The 17,986-nt window shown below is 54.9% G+C and carries 15 protein-coding genes; 5 read left to right on the top strand and 10 right to left on the bottom strand.

Annotated elements, in window-relative coordinates; all coding sequences use genetic code 11:
- Window positions 1-76: 76 nt before the first annotated feature.
- From ACYVHX_RS24530 to ACYVHX_RS24520, 3 genes are all read right to left on the bottom strand, one after another.
- Window positions 77-442, bottom strand: coding sequence for a DUF4406 domain-containing protein (locus ACYVHX_RS24530; protein WP_460674342.1), 366 nt, complete (start codon window positions 440-442; stop codon window positions 77-79).
- Between the two features lie 150 nt (window positions 443-592).
- On the bottom strand, window positions 593-1,111 hold the full coding sequence (locus tag ACYVHX_RS24525) for a RidA family protein (protein WP_460674341.1): 519 nt from the start codon (window positions 1,109-1,111) through the stop codon (window positions 593-595).
- Between the two features lie 496 nt (window positions 1,112-1,607).
- Window positions 1,608-2,777 (bottom strand): alpha/beta hydrolase, encoded by a 1,170-nt coding sequence (locus ACYVHX_RS24520; RefSeq protein WP_460674340.1) that lies wholly within the window; start codon window positions 2,775-2,777, stop codon window positions 1,608-1,610.
- Window positions 2,778-2,875: 98 nt separating this feature from the next.
- On the opposite strand from ACYVHX_RS24520, the gene ACYVHX_RS24515 reads away from it, so the two are divergent.
- Window positions 2,876-4,273 (top strand): sulfatase family protein, encoded by a 1,398-nt coding sequence (locus ACYVHX_RS24515; RefSeq protein WP_460674339.1) that lies wholly within the window; start codon window positions 2,876-2,878, stop codon window positions 4,271-4,273.
- 42 nt (window positions 4,274-4,315) lie between these two features.
- On the top strand, window positions 4,316-5,719 hold the full coding sequence (locus ACYVHX_RS24510) for a sialate O-acetylesterase (protein WP_460674338.1): 1,404 nt from the start codon (window positions 4,316-4,318) through the stop codon (window positions 5,717-5,719).
- Between the two features lie 190 nt (window positions 5,720-5,909).
- Here ACYVHX_RS24510 and ACYVHX_RS24505 read toward each other — a convergent pair whose 3' ends face one another.
- Both ACYVHX_RS24505 and ACYVHX_RS24500 read right to left on the bottom strand, forming a co-directional pair.
- Window positions 5,910-8,717 (bottom strand): M14 family metallopeptidase, encoded by a 2,808-nt coding sequence (locus tag ACYVHX_RS24505; RefSeq protein WP_460674337.1) that lies wholly within the window; start codon window positions 8,715-8,717, stop codon window positions 5,910-5,912.
- 68 nt (window positions 8,718-8,785) lie between these two features.
- A complete protein-coding gene (locus ACYVHX_RS24500) occupies window positions 8,786-9,181 on the bottom strand; it encodes a Dabb family protein (protein WP_460674336.1) in 396 nt (131 codons plus the stop codon).
- A gap of 170 nt (window positions 9,182-9,351) precedes the next feature.
- Here ACYVHX_RS24500 and ACYVHX_RS24495 point away from each other — a divergent pair, with 170 nt between their 5' ends.
- The gene (locus tag ACYVHX_RS24495) at window positions 9,352-10,674 is read left to right on the top strand and encodes a DEAD/DEAH box helicase (protein ID WP_460674335.1); all 1,323 of its coding nucleotides are present in this window, start codon (window positions 9,352-9,354) and stop codon (window positions 10,672-10,674) included.
- Window positions 10,675-10,805: 131 nt separating this feature from the next.
- On the opposite strand, the gene ACYVHX_RS24490 is transcribed toward ACYVHX_RS24495, so the two are convergent.
- Both ACYVHX_RS24490 and ACYVHX_RS24485 read right to left on the bottom strand, forming a co-directional pair.
- On the bottom strand, window positions 10,806-12,386 hold the full coding sequence (locus ACYVHX_RS24490; RefSeq protein WP_460674334.1) for a serine hydrolase: 1,581 nt from the start codon (window positions 12,384-12,386) through the stop codon (window positions 10,806-10,808).
- Window positions 12,387-12,517: 131 nt separating this feature from the next.
- Window positions 12,518-13,234, bottom strand: a complete 717-nt coding sequence (locus tag ACYVHX_RS24485) for an SDR family oxidoreductase (RefSeq protein WP_460674333.1) — start codon at window positions 13,232-13,234, stop codon at window positions 12,518-12,520.
- A 131-nt stretch (window positions 13,235-13,365) separates the two neighbouring features.
- Here ACYVHX_RS24485 and ACYVHX_RS24480 point away from each other — a divergent pair, with 131 nt between their 5' ends.
- Window positions 13,366-14,130, top strand: coding sequence for a cupin domain-containing protein (locus tag ACYVHX_RS24480; protein ID WP_460674332.1), 765 nt, complete (start codon window positions 13,366-13,368; stop codon window positions 14,128-14,130).
- A 3-nt stretch (window positions 14,131-14,133) separates the two neighbouring features.
- Here the strand turns inward: ACYVHX_RS24480 and pdxR are convergent, their stop codons facing one another.
- On the bottom strand, window positions 14,134-15,609 hold the full coding sequence (pdxR, locus tag ACYVHX_RS24475; protein ID WP_460674331.1) for a MocR-like pyridoxine biosynthesis transcription factor PdxR: 1,476 nt from the start codon (window positions 15,607-15,609) through the stop codon (window positions 14,134-14,136).
- Between the two features lie 275 nt (window positions 15,610-15,884).
- Here pdxR and ACYVHX_RS24470 point away from each other — a divergent pair, with 275 nt between their 5' ends.
- Window positions 15,885-16,511, top strand: coding sequence for a pyridoxamine 5'-phosphate oxidase family protein (locus tag ACYVHX_RS24470; RefSeq protein ID WP_460674330.1), 627 nt, complete (start codon window positions 15,885-15,887; stop codon window positions 16,509-16,511).
- A gap of 37 nt (window positions 16,512-16,548) precedes the next feature.
- On the opposite strand, the gene ACYVHX_RS24465 is transcribed toward ACYVHX_RS24470, so the two are convergent.
- Complete coding sequence (locus tag ACYVHX_RS24465) at window positions 16,549-17,445, bottom strand: alpha/beta hydrolase (RefSeq protein ID WP_460674329.1); 897 nt, start codon at window positions 17,443-17,445, stop codon at window positions 16,549-16,551.
- 40 nt (window positions 17,446-17,485) lie between these two features.
- Window positions 17,486-17,956, bottom strand: a complete 471-nt coding sequence (locus tag ACYVHX_RS24460; RefSeq protein WP_460674328.1) for a hypothetical protein — start codon at window positions 17,954-17,956, stop codon at window positions 17,486-17,488.
- Between the last annotated feature and the right edge of the window lie 30 nt (window positions 17,957-17,986).

Raw genomic sequence — 17,986 nt, 5'->3', positions numbered from 1 at the left:
GTCGGGGCTGATTAACCGCGACAAAGCTACGAAGTTTTTAGATCGTCGGTACCGGCCCGCGCCGAGCCTGGGGCGTTTAAACCGTTTCGAACTGAATTTCTTCAATGGATGAAAAAACCGCTTTGCCCAGTTGACGGCCCTGAACCATCATTTCGTCGGCACCCTCCGACGGACCGCCAATCCGCAAAACCGCATCGCAATGAGCGAGGAGGTCAACGGCAACCGGGTGAAAAATCCGGTTAAAAACCGCATCGCCCAGGGTCTCGGAACCGGCGTTTTCAATGAGCGGCAACGCTACCCACTCGCCCAGCATGGGCAAATAGCCCCGCTCAAACAATTGAAGGGCAACCTTGCTCATCTGCTGCACGTTCGCGGCAATTTTTTCGGGGTCATCATTGGTGCCGGAGCGGTACGGACCCGCAACCAGGATCATTTTTTTCATGAATGAAAACTGCTGTTATTAGTAATGGATGGCAAAGATATTGATTGATTTTAATTGTTAATGATCATTTTTGATCAAACGGTTGTAAGGGCACAAAAAAATGCCTGCGGTTTGATAACCGCAGGCATTTTTTTATTCGTCTGGTATCGACTACTCGATTTCCACGATCATTTCCACTTCCACCGCATAATCGGAGGGCAGAGCCGCCACGCCGACAGCCGAGCGGGCGTGTTTGCCTTTATCGCCAAAAACCGTCACCAGCAAATCCGAGCAGCCGTTTATCACTTTCGGATGATCGACAAAATCCGGCGTGGAATTGACCATTCCGACCACTTTCACCACACGCTTTACTTTGTTCAAATCGCCAATTTCGGCTTTTAACGAGGACAGCAAACCGATAGCCGACAGTTTGGCCGCTTCGTAGCCCTGCTCAATGGTCAGGCCTTTGCCGAGTTTGCCCTTGATACCGGTTCCGTCGGCGCGGCTGGAAACATGACCGGCCAAAAAGATCAGGTTTCCGGTCCGGACGGCTTTCACATAATTGGCCAGGGAAGCCGTCGGTGGGGCCAGTTCGATACCCTTTTCTTTCAATTTCGCTTCGACCGACTGTGCCCGAATACCTTCTGAACAGAGTACAAAACCGATGAGCAATGTAAAAATTCGTTTCACGAATGCTGGAGTTTTTATTTAGTACTGGAAATATAACTTACTATAAAAGAGTAATTTGTGTTTTAATTTTTTATCATCACAAATTAAAATGGAGTTCGGAGTTTTTTAGGCGTCAGGCAAATTTTCCAAATCCCTTAAATCGTGCGGTCGGCCACTAGCTTTCTTGTTCTTAATCAAATCAGGCAGTTGGAATTTACAAAACTGTCAATATCGCCCGTCGTGCGTAAATAACCAAGAGCAATTACGACATGCCCTCCCAGTACGACCTATTCAACGTCTTCCCCGTTCAATAAACGAATCAGATTTAACTATTCGGTTTCCATTCGCAAGGGAAGGGTTGGAAGGATTCGCAGCCTAAATTTCTGGCGCGCCGAATGAGCTTCAAAGCCGCATCGAGCCGCTCCTCGGGTCATTTCGCCCACCAGTACGCTTTGTCGTAATTCGGAATCTCATTCCATGAACTGGATTTGAAAATTCTGCTCATCGATTTAGTCCGTTATTTTAGTAACGCCATTACCGCGTCATCCCCCATGACGGCATTGGCCGGGCGCGGGTGGGCCTCGTTGAATACCTGCAATTCCGCTGCGGACAGAATCCGGTTCGGACTTTCGTCGATCTGGCCGTCTTTCATCACCCGGTTCAGGTCCAGTTTGAGGTGTTTCGCCAGAAACTGGTAAGCCGCCGAGCGTTTGGAGGGGCCGTAATCGTGTTTTTCGTTGGCGAGGTGGACGTTTTCGATCCGGTTCTGGGCGTCGTAAAAACCGTAAATGCGCTGAATGTACGGAAACTCCATGTTGGGCGTATTTTTGGTCCAGTCGCCACCGTCCGAAATCATGATCATGGGGCGCGGAGCTGCCAGAGCTGCGATTTCAACGTTGTTCGTTTCGTGATTCGGACGTTTGTGAATGGGCATACCGCTCTCGCATACACAACCGCCGAAGAAGTGAGCCGACACCATAACAACCGGTACTGACACTTTCACGCGGGAATCTAACGCTGTTAGCAGGAAGGTTTGCGTCCCACCACCCGACTCCCCCGTAACGGCCACCCGGTCGGAATCAACCTGTGGCAAACCGGTCAGGAAGTCCAGCGCCCGGATGCTGTTCAGCGTCTGGAGTTTGGGCGCGCCCGGAATCTTGTGATCACACTGCTTCGAATCGCCGTAGCCCAGCATGTCGTACGCGAAAACAATGGCGCCCATGCGGGCCAGCGTAATGCAGCGTTGCTGGGTGTATTCTTTCAGCCGCGCGTCGAGCGTTGCCATATGACCGTGGGGGCATAAAATCGCAGCGGTTTTTCCGGAAATGGTGGTTGGCGTGTATAGATTTCCCGTGACGTAAATACCCGGCAGGCTTTCAAACGCCACATTTTCAACAGTATACCCGTCCATTTTGCGTACACTGTGGCGGATCGGCTTCAGCGCGGCAAACTTCGGTTTTTCCGGCAGTTGCAAACCGTCCCGAATGCCCTGCCGAATGACTGCCGCCCGTTTTTCCCACGATGCCTTGTCGGAATATTGCTCACCGCAGCTTAGGAGGGCTTTGGCTCCTTCGGGCTCACTGAAATAGGCACCCTGCCGCAGATCGGGCCGGGCCGGGTTGGGCTGGGCTAACAGACTCATGGGCAGGAACGACCACAGGCATACGGGAAGAAGCAATCGACGCATTGCAGAAAAGGGTTTAGGATGGTGCTAAAGTAACAAAAAAATGGTGTCATTCGCCGGAATGCCGTTTATTTGCAGTTCCCAACCAAACGGTATCGTCCATGCACCCCAACGGAAAATCACTGTTTTTCTTTTTCCTAGTGTTTCTATCGGTTAGCTATGAATCATTCGCGCAATCCGCCCGGCAACCGAACTTTATCATCATTCTGGCCGATGATCTGGGCTATGGTGATTTGAGTTGTTACGGCCATCCGACCATCCGAACCCCGTTTCTGGACCAGATGGCCGCCGAAGGAACCCGGTTTACGCAGTTCTACGTGGCCGCTAACGTCTGTACGCCCAGCCGGGCGGCTTTGCTCACCGGGCGGCTCCCGATTCGGAACGGGATTTTCGGGAAGCGCGTGGTTTTCTTCCCCAACTCCGCCAATGGCTTGCCACCCAGCGAATTGACCATCGCGAAAGCGTTAAAAACAAAAGGGTACGCAACGGGTCTGGTGGGCAAGTGGCATTTGGGTTCCAAACCGGAATTTCTGCCCCTCAACTACGGTTTTGATTCGTACTTCGGCTTGCCGTACTCGAATGATATGGGAAAAATCGGGCCGTTTTCCGATCAGCCGACGCCCAACAACCCGAACCCACCCCTGCCGCTGTACCGGGATAATCGGGTGGTAGAAACCGAGCCGGATCAGCGCCAGTTGACCCGGCGGTATACCGATGAAGTGTTGAAGTTCATCACGACCAATCAGAAAAAACCGTTTTTTATGTACTACGCCAGCCCGTTTCCGCACGTGCCGCTGTATGCGTCCGAAGGTTTCAGTGGCAAAAGCAAACGCGGTTTATACGGCGACGTGGTGGAGGAACTGGACTGGAGCGTCGGGCAAATTCTGAAAAAGTTGAAAGCGTTAAAGCTGGATAAAAATACCGTCGTGGTGTTTCTGAGCGATAACGGCCCGTGGCTGGTGAAAAACCGGCTCGATGAAAACGGCGGCTCGGCCGGCCCGCTCTACGAAGCAAAAGGGTCCACGTACGAAGGTGGCATGCGGGTTCCGGCCATTTTCTGGGGACCGGGCGTGGTGAAAGCCCATACGGTTTCGACGGCGGTGGCGACCTCGATGGACCTTCTGCCGACCATTCTGGCCCTGGCGAAAATCACCCCGCCCAAAAAGCAATGGCTGGATGGACAGGACATTACGGATTTGCTGAACGGAAAAAAGGAAAACGGTACGGAAGTGGTGTACTACTACGATTCGGACCGCCTGTATGCCATTCGGAAAGGCCCCTGGAAAGCGCATTTCACGACGCACCCTTCGTATTCGCCCGATGCGCCAGTGCCGCACGATCCGCCCTTGCTGTATAACCTGGAAGTCGATCCGGGCGAGCGGTACGAGGTCGGCAAAAAACACCCCGAGGTGCTGGAAGCTCTAAAAAAAGAATTGGCGAAACACCGGGCGGGCGTGGTAGCGGTGGAACCCCTGCTCGATGCGGTGGTTGAAAAGTAGCCGGAATTTCCGAATTTTGATTTTCCTAAACCGTTTTTTTCCATGAAAAAAATCCTGTTTCTGCTGCTTTGGTCGGCCACCGCGTTTGCCAACATCTCGCTCCCGGCCATTCTCAACTCGAACATGGTGTTGCAACAACAAACGGAGCTCGCGATCTGGGGCTGGGCCGATCCGACGGAAAAAATCACGGTGTCGGCGAGCTGGACGAGCGCGCCCCTCAGCACCACTTGCGCCGATAATGCCACCTGGAAAGTGAGCCTGCGGACGCCCCAGGCGGGTGGCCCGTATACGATTACCATCAGGGGGCACAATCAGGTGGAGCTGACTAACATTCTCATTGGCGAGGTCTGGTTGTGTTCGGGCCAGTCAAACATGGAGATGACGGCGGCCGGGGGAGCCAAAGACGTCCGCGCCGAACTACCAACGGCCCACAATCCGAACATCCGGTTTTTCAAGGTTCCGAAGCGGGCCACCGACGCTCCGCAGGTGGATGTGCGGGGGAACTGGGCGGTTTGCGATTCACTAACGCTAAAGCATTTTAGTGCGGTGGGGTATTTTTTCGGAAAGAAAATCCAAAACACACTCAACGTTCCGATCGGGCTGATCGATGCTTCCTGGGGCGGCTCCTTCATGGATTCGTGGGTGCCGGAGACGATTGTGTTGCTGTATCCCGAAACCCGGCGGTCGGCCCAGGCCATGCCAAAAGCACCCTGGGCACCCAACAAACCGGGTGTGCTTTACAACGGGATGATTGCGCCGATTACGTCGTTTCCGATTGCGGGGGTGATCTGGTACCAGGGAGAATCCAACCGCCACGATGCCCCGGCGTATCACAAACTGACTCATTTGCTGGTCGATTCCTGGCGGAGCCTGTGGCAGAAGGAATTCCCCTTTTATTACGTCCAGATTGCCCCGTATACCTACGGCGACAAATACCAGACGGCGGCCACCCGCGAGAGCCAGACCAAAGCAATGGCTATTCCGAAAACCGGCATGATTGTAACCACCGATCTGGTTGACAATCTGAAGGATATTCACCCGGCCTACAAAAAAGAAGTCGGAAACCGTCTGGCCAACTGGGCCCTGGCCGAAACCTACGGACAACCGGTGGAGCCGTACAAAAGTCCGCAGTACCGCTCAATGCAGGTGGAAGGCAGCAAAATCCGGCTCACGTTCGACCACGCGCCCAATGGCTTGGTGCTGAAAGGCACGGAACCGGCCGAACTGGAAATTGCCGGTGCCGACCAGGTTTTTTCGAAAGCTCAGGTTCGGATCAGGGGGAATATCCTGGAAGTCTGGTCGGAGGCCGTGAAAAACCCGGTTGCCGTGCGGTTTGCCTTCCGCGATGCCCCGGTGCCAAATCTGTTCAGCAAAGAGGGTCTGCCGGTGATTCCGTTTCGGACGGATGCCTGGGAGTTGGGCGTCACGCCGGTGAACAAGCTGTAGGGCGATTGGGTGAAAGTCCGGCATTTAAGAAAGAAACCTTCGTTTTTGCTGAAGTGAATGGAACGATGTGGACCCGGTAAGACCCGGCACCGGTTAGCCCCTTTTTATATAGCGTACTAAAATAACCGGGCCGGAAAAAGCCGCTTCTGCGTCCATTCCCGGCCCGAAAACCTGCTGATGATGGGTCAACTTACTGCACCGCTGTCGAATACAACTGGTTGAACAGCAGTTTAAACGTCCCCTGGGCCTGCGCGCGGAAGGTGATTTCCGGCCCAAAGGCGTAGAACTTGCCGGGGCCGACGGGCGCCATGAAAGCGGCCACGCCATCCTGCAAATACGCCTGCCCCCAGGCCCAGCCACTGCGGAGCGGTTTGCTGGTCGAGAACCAGGCCAGCGGTTTTACCGTGCCTTTCGCAACGGCATCCGGCGCCAGTTTAAAAACCGGGCTGGCATCAAAATACACATCGGTTTGCTGCGGCATTCCCCAGGTGGCCTGCTGCGTTGAGTCCAGACTCACCCGCAGAATGCTGCCCGGAATGTAGTATTTTTCGTTCGGCAGCGGCCGCTCAATACCGGTGCTGGTCATTTCCACCAGCGCATTTTTCACCGGCAAACCCAGGTGGTAAGCCAGGTTCGTGCTGCTGCCGATGGTGACGATGTTGCCGCCCGCTTCCAGAAACGCCTTCAACTGCGGCACCGATTTTTCGGCGGTGATTTTGCCCAGCCACGGCCGGAACTCCGAGGGAATTTCCTCCACTTTGGGCTCCCGGCTGGCGTAGCCGCCTTCACCCCCACCGCCCCCGGCGCCCACCGCCGGAATCGCGCGGGTTACAAAAACGATGACGTCGTATTTCTTTTTCAGATCACCGGCGTCGATGTCCTGCGAATAAAGTACCTGCATCGGAAAATGGTACTGCTCCATCAGCCAGCGCACCCAGCCCGACGGCATCGAACCGCCGTAGGCATCCCACAAACCAATCCGCATCGGGCTCACTTTCACCAGCGCACCGGTAGGCCGTTTGGCCATGCCCGTAACCACCAGACCCAATTCCTGGGCCGATTTATCCAGGGCGGTTTTTGCTTTGGCCGATGCCGGGATAAAAAACGCGCCCGCAGCCAGGCCGGTTTTCCCGCTCACGCCATTGGGCATACGAAATACCTCGACGCCTGCTTTGAGCAGATTATTCACCAACAGAAAAGCGTTGTTGGCCTGCGCGCTCAGCGCGTAGCCCGCAGCCGCACCAGCATCGACTTTGCCCTTCGGTGACTGCAATTCACCGTACGGTAATTTCCTGAAAGGCCCCTCAAAGCCATCCAACACCCGATCCACTTTCACACCCATCTGGAAGGCCAGCGTCCAGCCGGCGGCATCGTACGGACGAACCGGCGGGCCACCGGGGTACTGAAAATCGTTCGGGTGATCCTGCGGTTCAAACATATCCAGCACGTGCGGCCGGAACGACTGATCGGTTTTCACGATGTACGAACCCGCCGGGTATTTCTTGCCGGCAACGGTAAAATCCGCCGTGGCCTCCTGAATCTGAATCCCGGTTTTGATCAGCGCATTGATGAACTTGACGGCGGTGGCAAAGTCCGGCTGGTCGGCCGAAATAATAAAACCGCGTGGGTCGCGGGTCGCCGGATCTTTCAAAACCGCATCGTAGTATTTCACCGGGATGCCGCCCCCGCGCGGCAGCAAACCGTATTGGTCGGGTCGCGTGGCGCTGGCGGTTCCGGTCGTATTCTTTTTTAAATCGTCCTGGTAGTTCTGCGTAATCGCGTCGATGCGTTTCGGCGACAAGGTCCAGTAATCGGTGCTGCCGTGTTCGATGGCGTTTTTCCCCATCCGGTAAATGTTGTACAGCAACTGATCGCTGTGCCGGGCGGCATAATCCAGCGTCGCGTAGTTCAGCGAGAGCGAATAGTCGATCGACTGCTTGAAATACCATTTCTGGGGCGTCACCGGGAAGGGTGTATTGCCGTTGGGAATCAAGCGGTTCGGCACCAGCGGCACTTCCTCCGGCGTCGGATTACCGATGATTTCGGTCAGCAACCCAATCATGTTGTGGAAGTGCGTCGTGGTGCGCAGACCGCCATTGTACCAGGTCGAGAAAACCGAACCGCCCAGCCGCGTAAAACCGGGTTTGTTTTCGGAGTTCAGGCGGTTGATCATGGCCGCTCCGAGGGCGTCGATTCCCGTAATCATCAGCGGCTCAAACACGTAGTTGAACGGGTCGCGGTACGGTGGTCCGGCCAGCACCGACCCGGCGGGACCGCGCTGGTGGTGGTTGTACATGATCTGCGGAATCCACTCAATAAACAGCTGACGACCAATGTTTTGCGATTCTTTCATATTCATGATGAAAAAGTCGCGGTTGTTGTCGTGACCGGCGTACTTCTGGTAGAGACGCGGCACATTTTCCAGCTGCCGCTTCTCCGGTTTGGGTTCCCGCATGTACCAGCTGCTGACCAGTTCCTGCCCATCGGGGTTGGCGTGCGTCAGCAGAATGATCACCTTATCCAGAATCCGCAGCGTTTCGGGATCTTTCCGGCTCACGAGTTGCCAGGCGGTTTCGATCAGCTGCATCGTGCCGACGGTTTCGGTCGCGTGCAGGCCGCCGTCAATCCAGACCACGGCTTTTCCTTCGGCCGCCATTGCGCGGGCCTGCTCGTCGCTGAGGCCCTCGGCGCGGGCCATTTTGGTGGAAATTTCTTTGTATCGGTCGAGTTTTTTGAGATTTTCGGGCGACGAGACGATGACCATGTACTGGTGCCGTCCTTCTTCGGTGAGCCCGATGTCCACCAGTTTGGTGCGGTCCGAAGTGGCCAGTTTTTTGAAGTACGCTTCGGTTTGCGTGTAGGTAGCGAGCTGATAATCATCGCCGATGTTAAAACCGAAATGCTCTTTCGGGGAAGGAATCGCGCCCGACTGCGCCCGAACAGTCGGCAGACCCAGGCCAAGAAAAAGGAATAAACCCGGTAAAATACGTTTTCTCATCGAAACTGGGGTTAGTTTGTTGGCAGGTCGAAATACGGTATTTTTCGCTTTACGCTAAAGCAAACTCCTCATCGTTTCGGCCCCACCGAGTCGTAAACGATTACTTTTTCCCAGAGCGACGAATAGTCTTCCACAAATTTAAGGTGGATCGGGTGCGTCTGGTAAATTTCCTCATCCATCAGGTTGTTAAAAAAACACAGCCACGAAACCGCATAGGAACGCTCGATCACCGAACGCGTGGTGGGCGCCGGTTCGCCGATGTGTACCAGCTTGATCGTCGGCACTTTAGCCAGTTTGTTCAGGCCCTCAATGAGTTTGGCTTTATCGGCGGCACTGCCCGGGTTCTTCAAATAAAAATAAACGTGGTGGACAAACAATTCCTTCGGTGCTGATTCGGACAAACCCATTCCCAGACCCGCGCCCAGGCCGCTTTTGACAAATGTTCTGCGTGATTGTTCTTTCATAACTCGGATTGCTGTTTTGATGGGAAGGCGGCTTAAATGGATTGAAAAGTTTTGTTCAGCTTATTAGCAGCGATTCGTTGTATCCGTTCAAGCCGCGTTCCGGTTTACCCCTAAAAAGACAAAAATGGGCAATAAACGCTGAATTACCCAGCATCCATTACTTTTACCAAATGAACACTCCCCACGACCCCGCTCCCATTCTGGCCAATCTGGGCATTTCGGCCCTGAATCCCATGCAAAAAACCGCATGGGAAGCTGTTTTAGAGGAAAAGGCGGTTTTGCTCCTGGCGCCGACCGGTTCCGGAAAAACGCTCGGGTTTCTGCTGCCCGTTCTGCAATTGCTGAAACCGGATCAACGAACAGTTCAGGCTTTGATTCTGGCTCCCTCCCGCGAACTGGCGCTGCAAATTGAGCAGGTCTGGCGGAAAATGGGAACGAGCTACAAGGTCAACGTTTGTTACGGCGGGCATCCAATGGCCACCGAAATTCAGAATCTGAGTAGTCCGCCCGCCGTTTTGATCGGCACACCGGGCCGGATTGCCGACCACCTCGACCGGGCGACGTTTGACCCGGACGGGATTCAGACGCTGGTGCTGGACGAATTTGACAAATCGCTGGAACTGGGTTTTCACGACCAGATGGCGTTCATCATCGGGCGTTTGCGAAATCTCCGGAAACGGGTGCTGGTGTCGGCCACTTCCGGCGTTTCGATCCCGGATTTTACCGGAGTTCGTTCGCCCACCCGGCTCAATTTCATTCCTGACGACGACCGACTCAAAAGCCTGACGACCCGGCTGGTGGCGGCCTTCGATACCGACAAAACCGACACGCTGTTCCGGCTGATTGGCTCGCTCAACTCGGAAGCGGCATTGATTTTTTGCAACCTGCGCGAAAACGCCGAACTGGTCAGTGAATCTATGAACGCCAGGGGCATCCGGACGGCTTTTTACCACGGCGGCCTGGAGCAGGACGAACGCGAACGGGCGCTGATTCAGTTTCGCAACGGCAGCGTTCGGTACCTGATTACCACGGATTTAGCCGCCCGCGGACTCGACATTCCGGAGATGAAGCACGTCATCCATTTCCAATTGCCACTGCACGAACACGAGTTCATCCACCGCAACGGCCGGACCGCCCGAATGCTCGCTTCCGGCACGGCGTATCTGCTGCTTCACCCCGACGAAAACCGCCCCCGCTACGTTCCCGATTCCCTGGAAGAACACGCCTTGGCCGACACGTACCCGCTGCCCGAACCGCCCGAATTTCAAACGATTTACGTCAGTGGCGGCAAGAAAAACAAGCTCAACAAAGTGGACATTGTCGGTTTTTTTTCGCAAAAAGGCGGTCTCGAAAAAGGCGATCTGGGGTTAATCGAAGTCAAGGATTTTGCTTCCTTTGCCGCCGTCCGCACGCCCAAAGTCGGTCAGTTGCTGGCGCGCGTCAAAGATGAAAAAATGAAAGGAAAAAAATATAAAATTGCCATAGCGCGGTGACGACTTTTCGTCTGCCACTCATAGTCAGACCTTTACGCGAACATTTTTAGAAAATCGTTCAATAAGGTCGGGAGTCTTTAACGCCAATCACCCACGCAGAAGAACGTCCTGTCAATCTTGCCTGTCGTTGTTTATTCCTTCTTGTCTACTTTCGTAAAATCCAGATCGTGGAAGTCGTAGCTGAAATCCGTCAGGGGCGAAATGGCTTTCATTTTCATCGACACCGGTTTTCCTTCGTAATCCAGCCCGAACATCACGAACGCATCCGCTTCCAGACTGCGGTCGTTCCATTTAACCACGAAGGTGTTGCCTTTGTAATAGAACAATTCGCCGGATAAGCGTGGTGATCGTTTCGCCGTAAAGAGTAGTTTGTTGTTCTCGGCCGTAATCATAACGTCGCCCAGCCAGTTGTCGCGGAAAGTGCCGGTATAGAAATAAATGGGCGGTTTGGCGGCCGTATTCTGTTTCTCGGTTTCGACGGTTTTCCAGATTTCGCGCGTTATTTTGTCACCGTAATCGGTGTTGGCCCGCATCCGGTTCCGGGCTTCTTTGACCCGATCCGTACCGCTGATTCCCAGGTAACTATCCTTGATCTGGTTGCTGATGGACGTGAAAGCGGCTCCGGTTTGCTGGTTGGTCAGGACAATGATCCCCAGTTTCAGTTCAGGCAGCAGGGTCACCTGCGTCACCATGCCGGGCAAACCGCCGGTATGCGTCACCTGTTTGTAGCCTTTGACATCGCTCAGAAACCAGCCCAGGCCGTAGGCGCTGAAATGGGTGTTGTAGGGACCCGGATCGTTGACCGGAATCAGGGTCTGGGGCGTCCACATGTCGTTCTGCACCCGGGCGCTAAACAGCGTTTTTTTCAGGCCGTCGCCGTATTTGCCGCCGTTGAGCTGCATGATCACCCAGTTGCTGAGGTCGTTGATGGAACTGTAAATACCGCCCGCCGAGTTGCCCGCATCGAGCGTTCCGCGTTTGATCACCTGCAATTTGCCCTCCAGCACGGCGTGGGCGTCGATGACATTGGATTGATTTTTCGGCAGCCGCGCAAACGACGTCCGGCTGTTTTCCATCTGCAGCGGCTGCATGATGCGGTTTTCGACAAACTCCTCCCAGCTCTGGCCCGTCACCCGTTTCACAACCTCCCCGGCCACCATGTACAAAAGATTGTCGTAATCGTATTTGGTCCGAAAACCGGATACCTGCTTCAGATACCGCAGGTTATGGATGACATCGTTCAGCGTAAAATCGGTCGAATCGGGAAAAAACATCAGATCGCCCGCGCCAAGGCCCATGCCGCTGCGGTGCGTCAGCAGATCGCGCACGGTAAACTCTTCGGTCACGTAGGCATTGTAGAGCCGGAATTCGGGAATGAAATCGATCACCTTCGAATCCCACCGCAGTTTGCCTTCATCGACCAGCATCCCGAGCGCAGCCGCCGTAAACGCCTTGCTGTTGGAGGCAATACCAAACAGGGTGTTGGGATCGACCTTCTGCCCGGACTTCAGCGAGCGGACGCCGTAGCCTTTGGAATGGATTACGCGGCCATCCTTCACGACCGCAACGGCAATGCCCGGCACCTGAAACGTTTTCAGCGTGTTTTCCACCAGCTGATCAATGTGGGCGGAGGTGATGGCCTGGGAAAAAACCGGGTTGAATCCGAAAAAACCGACCAGCAAAAAAGCAAAAAAAGGGAGCCGAGTGAGCATAGCGAGCGAATTTGACGACCGCTAAAGATAACGGATTTGCCGAAATTGCCCCACACGTCCAACGAACTTGCCCCGGCGCACGGGGCCGCCAGTCCCGCCCGTCTTTTCTCTTCGGCTCCCCTTTGCAAAAATTACTTTCCGCCGGGCCGCGTCGGGCGCACCTCAATTTTGCTGGGCAGCGTCCGGGCGGGCAGGTGAATCAGGTCGGCCACGATCTGGCCAATGTCTTCGGGCTGAATTTTCCAGGCGTCTTTCTCACTCGGTTCGTGGTTGTTGAAATACGACGCCACCGACCCGGGCATGATGGTGGTCACTTTAATGCCCTCGTTCCGCAAATCGAGCATCAGCGCCTGCGTAAAACCGACCAGTCCAAACTTGCTGGCGTTGTAGGCGGTTCCGTTTTCAAAGAAGTTGGTTCCGGCCAGACTCGCAATGGTAATGAAGTAGCCTTCCGACTTTTTCAGCTCATCGAGCGTGGCTTTGATGGAATAAAACACGCCGGTCAGGTTGATGTCGATGGTTTCGGTCCATTGCTCGGGGGTCAGTTCCTGAACGGGCGCGAAGTGGCCGACGCCGGCGTTGGCGATAACGTAATCGAGTCGCCCCCACTGCTGAATGATGGCATCAACCGCCCGTTGCTGCGACACCAGATCGCGGACGTCGGCGGCAATGCCCAGCGCAAAACCGTCGTTCAGTGTATTGAGCGAAGCGGCCGCTTCCTCGGCGTTTTCCTGCGAGCGGCTGGTGATGGCCACCCGGATTCCGTCCTTGATCAACACTTCGGCAATGCCGTAGCCAATGCCTTTCGATCCGCCGGTAATGAGGGCGGTTTTAATTATTTCTGCCATAAACTCTGGAAAGTAATGCGGTTTTACATTCGGATAAAGCTGGTAAGTTAACCCAGTGGATAGTATGAAAGTTTAGTTTTAACCTTTTTATTACATCCTGAATGTTCATCCTTTTTCCCGGATTTCATTGAATGAAAGTGTTTCTTCTCCTATCGCTCCTTGGCTGTATTTTTCAACCCACCCACGCCCAAACTATTCCCTCCAGCGTCTATTCCTGGAAGCAGTCGCCGGTTGTCCAAAAAACCGGGTACGAAGAGCGGGTTATTCTGGAGGGCACTACGCGGGATTTCAACGACTTCAGCGTGCGGGGAATCACGGTTTTTCCCGGGCAGCCGACGCCCGCCGTTCAGACGCTGGACGATGAGATGATGCTGATTGTCAAAGAGGGCGATTTGACGGTTACGCTGGAGACGAAAACCACCACCCTCGGCCCCGGCTCCGTCGTCCTGGTTTTGCCGGGTGACGCCCACCGGATTGCGAACAAAAGTCCTAAACCGGTCACGTTTTACCAGATGCGGTATACGTCGAAAGAGGTGCCGGACCTGGATCTGACCCGGATGGCGGGCCAATCGTTCTGGATCGACTGGAAAACAGTACCCTACAAACCGCACGACAAAGGGGGCATCCGGCGGCTGTTCGACCAATCGACCGTTATGTGCAAACGCTTTGAAATGCACGTCACCACCCTGAATCCCGGCCTCTGGAGCCATCCGCCCCACACCCACCGGGCCGCCGAAATTTTGTTACTGATCGAACATTCCGCGCAGGAAAGCATCGACGGCGTTTTGAAACCGGCGGAGGTGGGCGATGTCATTTTTCTGGAGTCCAACATATCCCACGGCATTCAGAACACCGGCAAAAATTCCTGCACCTATTTTGCCTTTCAGTTTGAGTAGCCGTTAAGTAGTCCTCAAAATCAGCCTTTTAAGAATGGCAACGCTTTGTTCCAGCTCGGCTTCCGTGCTCGAGGCAAAGCCCAGCCGCGTGCTGTTGAGTTGCTGACCGGGCGGATTGTGCGCGAGTCCGTCGGCGAAACTCAGCCCCTCCCGTTGAGCGTTCCGGGCCAGGGTTTTCAGGTCGATTGCGGAATCAAACCGGGTCCAGACCGCTAAACCGCCTTCCGGCTGCGCAAACTGCACCGAATCCCCCAACTCGTTTTTCAACAGCGAACAGAAATGCTGGCAGCGGGCCGCATACGCCTGATGGGCTTTTTTGAGGTGCCGCTTCATGGCGCCGTTCCGGAACAACTGCCCCACCGCAAATTCCAGCATGGCGTCGCCCTGGCGGTCGATGATCCGGCGCAAGCGGGCCAGTTCGTCGATGACGGTTTCCGGCGCCACCACGTAGCCAATCCGAAACGCCGGAGCCACCGATTTCGACAGCGAACCGATGTAAATCACCATACCGTTGGCGTCGGCGCTGGCGAGCGGCAGAATCGGTCGCCGGAGGTAATGAAACTCGTAATCGTAATCATCTTCAAGAATCACAAAACCGTATTGCCGGCTCAGTTGCAACAGCCGGAGCCGACGGTCGGGCGGCAAGGTCACCGTGGTCGGATAGTGGTGGTGGGGCGTCACGTACACCAGCCGAACCGGCCGACGCTCGCACAGGGACGCCAGCGCTTCCACATCCATGCCGTGCTGATCGACCGGAACCGTGTGAACCTCCGCGCCGGTTTGCCGAAAATTCATGTTCGCACCCAGCCAGTTGGTTTCGCCCACCACCACCGTCTGCCCCGGTTCCAGCAGCAGCGTACTGGCCAGATGAATGCCCATGATGCTGCCCCTCGCAATCAGAATGTTGTCCGCCGTGATGCGCAGGGCGCGGGTTTCGTTGAGAAAAACCGATAATTCCTCGCGCAGCAGCCGGTTGCCTTTCGGATCACCGTAGCCGAAATGTTGCTGCGGATTGCCCCAGTGAAAATAACTCCGGTACGCCCTCGCCAGCTCGTCAATGGGCGCCAGTCGAATGTCCGGAAAACCATCATCCAGTCGCAACCCGTCGTTCATCAGCAGCACCGGCCGACTCAAGTGCGGTTTTTGGGCGAATTGAAAACCGGCTTCAGTCCGGGCTTTGGGCCAATCCCTTTCCTGGTCCAGCGCTTTGGGCAACACCACGGGCAACTGAGTAGCCACAAACGTTCCACTCCCCGCCCGGGCTTCCAGCCAGCCTTCAGCCAGCAATTCGTCATAAGCCGCCACGACGGTTTTTCGATGCAGTTGCAGCAGACCCGCCAATTGACGAGTCCCCGGCAGTTTCTGAGCCGTCGGCAAAACGCCCGCACCGATCAGCCGCCGGATTTGGCCGGCCAGTTGCAGAAATACGGCGTCTTCAGCCGCTTTGTCGATGCGGATTAATGATTTGAAAGGGAGCATAAAACCGGACTACTGGATTTTCAAAAACCGGATGATTTATCTAGTCCGGCAAGTTAGCAATTTTGAGGAACGGTATCCGGTTTTCGCCGGGCCGACGTTTCGGTATTCGGTTTTCGGCTGAGCCTCGGCTTATCATAATGAACACCAAACCAGAGTCCGAAACAGTAAGCAACAAAACCAATTCCCGTACACCAAAAATCGGCCCGGCGAAACGTCGGCCCGGCAATACTGAAAACCGTACACGGTACACCGAAAACCGAAAACCGTAAACCTGTATGCAAACGCCACAAACCACCCCCAGCCGCCTGGCCAAACGCGCCCAGTACGACACCGAATCCATTTACGCAATTCTGGACGAAGCCTTATTCTGCACCATTAGTTACGCCATCGACGGGCAGCCGTGGTCCATCCCGACGGCTCACGCCCGCGACGGAAACCGGTTGCTGATTCATGGCTCCGTGGGCAGCCATTTTATCCGGGAAATCGAGAAAGGCATCCCGGTTTGCATCGCCGTGACGCTGATCGATGGGTTGGTGCTGGCAAAATCGGCATTCAGTCATTCGGTCAATTACCGCTCGGTCATCATTTTTGCCAAGGCTGAAAAAATTGAAGAATACGAGCAGAAAGTAAACGCACTGGCGTTGATTACCAACCAGTTGATCCCGAACCGCTGGGAGGATTTGCGTCCCGAAACCGCCAGCGAAGTTCGCAAAACCACCGTGCTGTCTTTTTCGCTGACCGAAGCCTCCGCCAAATTCCGGACCGGCGGCCCCAACGACGAACCGGAAGACAAAGAGCTGCCAATCTGGTCGGGCGTTCTGCCAATTGAAACCGTCCGCCGGGCCGCCATCCCCGATGAATCGAGTGCGTCGCTGCCGGTACCGGATTATTTAAGGAATTGAAAGTAGAGAGGTGAGGGTAAAAAGGAGAAAAAGGCTTTTATTCCCTTGCCGATTGACCGACAAATTCCAGTAACTCCCGGTAGATCAGATTGTTTTGGCAAAACAATTGCGTGACCATGCCGACGTGCTTTTTCCCCGGCAGAATTTTATATTCGTGTTTGATGCCCAGGTTCAGAAGCCGCTGGTGGAACTTCTGGCTGCTGCTGGCAATGCTCGGATACGTTTTACTGCCGGTATACAACAACATCGGCGGGCTTTGGGCCGAGACCTGATAATAGGGCGACATGGCCCGCCAAACCGTCGAATCCTTTCCAAACGGAACAAAGTACTGTTCATCGCCGGGGTATTCCAGTTTCTTCAGGTAATCGAACATGTTCAAACCGGCCGGATCGTCCAGAATCGCTCCTTTGACGGTTTTTGCCTTCAGCCCCCACCGGGTCAACAGGGCCCGATCGGTCGCCAGCAAAGCGGCCAGCCCACCGCCCGCCGAATGCCCCATCACGAAAATCCGGTCTGGATCACCGCCAAACCCGGCGATGTGCTGCGTCGTCCAGCGCAGCGCCCGGGCGCAATCATCGGCCATACCGGGCACCTGAATGGCCGGGGAAAGCCGGTAACTCACCATCACGGCCACCACGCCCTGTTTGGCCAGCCGCCGACCCACAAAGGTGTAGAGATTTTTGCTGCCACTGTCCCAATTGCCCCCGTGAATAAACAGGACAACCGGCCGGCGCCCTGCGGTTTTCCGGCGGGGCGAAAAGACATCCAGCACGTGCCGCTCCGGACTGAAATCGGGTGAATCAGCAGCGACATAGGCAAGGTCTTTTGTGCGTTGACTGGGCCGGGCAATGGCGTATTCGTTGACCAGAAGCGCCAGAATCGCGCCCACCAGCAAAGCCACCGGAACCTGCCAGAGTAATCGGAGAAATGGCATCGGAAATTGGATTAATTCCGGTAGATACATAGAACGAGCGTCAATTCAAAAAGGCCAGGAACTTTCCGGGTGTTGACGCCTTAAACCGGACCTGATCTTCCGTAAAGTTACGCGGCAATTCCAGCGGAAAAACGTCATACACGATCAATCCGTCCTGCAGGAAAAACCGTTTTTTCAGGCTTGTCGGGTTTCCCCTGCCATCGAGAATTTCAACAGTCGGCCGGTCCAACAGGCCTTCGGTGGGTATAAAATAATAAACGCCCAAAGTCTGCCCGTTCTTTCGCGGATCAAATGGCAGGCTAAACCTCGTTTCAGCCGGTTTCGACGAAGAAAACCGCCGGGCTTTCAGCGTTTTGAAATCGGTTGATTTCATCAAAAACCGCAGCTTCTTTTCTGCTGCTTTCAACGTTTCCCGGTGAAAACCCCCTTCCGGGTGTAAGACCGATGCCAGGCTCTGACTATGCAGCAGGCCGGAGGAAGATCCCAGGCAACCGATCAGTAAAACTAGCATAATAGACACCGTTTTCATTGGAAAAATAGG

Source organism: Larkinella ripae, assembly GCF_054780775.1.
This window is presented reverse-complemented; position numbering and strand designations above follow the sequence as displayed.

Coding starts and splice junctions, on each gene's coding strand:
- ACYVHX_RS24515 (WP_460674339.1), top strand. CDS start 2,876: ATGCACCCCAACGGAAAATCACTGTTTTTCTTTTTCCTAGTGTTTCTA.
- ACYVHX_RS24480 (WP_460674332.1), top strand. CDS start 13,366: ATGAAAGTGTTTCTTCTCCTATCGCTCCTTGGCTGTATTTTTCAACCC.
- ACYVHX_RS24460 (WP_460674328.1), bottom strand. CDS start 17,956: ATGCTAGTTTTACTGATCGGTTGCCTGGGATCTTCCTCCGGCCTGCTG.
- ACYVHX_RS24490 (WP_460674334.1), bottom strand. CDS start 12,386: ATGCTCACTCGGCTCCCTTTTTTTGCTTTTTTGCTGGTCGGTTTTTTC.
- ACYVHX_RS24520 (WP_460674340.1), bottom strand. CDS start 2,777: ATGCGTCGATTGCTTCTTCCCGTATGCCTGTGGTCGTTCCTGCCCATG.
- ACYVHX_RS24470 (WP_460674330.1), top strand. CDS start 15,885: ATGCAAACGCCACAAACCACCCCCAGCCGCCTGGCCAAACGCGCCCAG.
- ACYVHX_RS24510 (WP_460674338.1), top strand. CDS start 4,316: ATGAAAAAAATCCTGTTTCTGCTGCTTTGGTCGGCCACCGCGTTTGCC.
- ACYVHX_RS24485 (WP_460674333.1), bottom strand. CDS start 13,234: ATGGCAGAAATAATTAAAACCGCCCTCATTACCGGCGGATCGAAAGGC.
- ACYVHX_RS24495 (WP_460674335.1), top strand. CDS start 9,352: ATGAACACTCCCCACGACCCCGCTCCCATTCTGGCCAATCTGGGCATT.
- ACYVHX_RS24505 (WP_460674337.1), bottom strand. CDS start 8,717: ATGAGAAAACGTATTTTACCGGGTTTATTCCTTTTTCTTGGCCTGGGT.
- ACYVHX_RS24530 (WP_460674342.1), bottom strand. CDS start 442: ATGAAAAAAATGATCCTGGTTGCGGGTCCGTACCGCTCCGGCACCAAT.
- ACYVHX_RS24500 (WP_460674336.1), bottom strand. CDS start 9,181: ATGAAAGAACAATCACGCAGAACATTTGTCAAAAGCGGCCTGGGCGCG.
- ACYVHX_RS24465 (WP_460674329.1), bottom strand. CDS start 17,445: ATGCCATTTCTCCGATTACTCTGGCAGGTTCCGGTGGCTTTGCTGGTG.
- pdxR (WP_460674331.1), bottom strand. CDS start 15,609: ATGCTCCCTTTCAAATCATTAATCCGCATCGACAAAGCGGCTGAAGAC.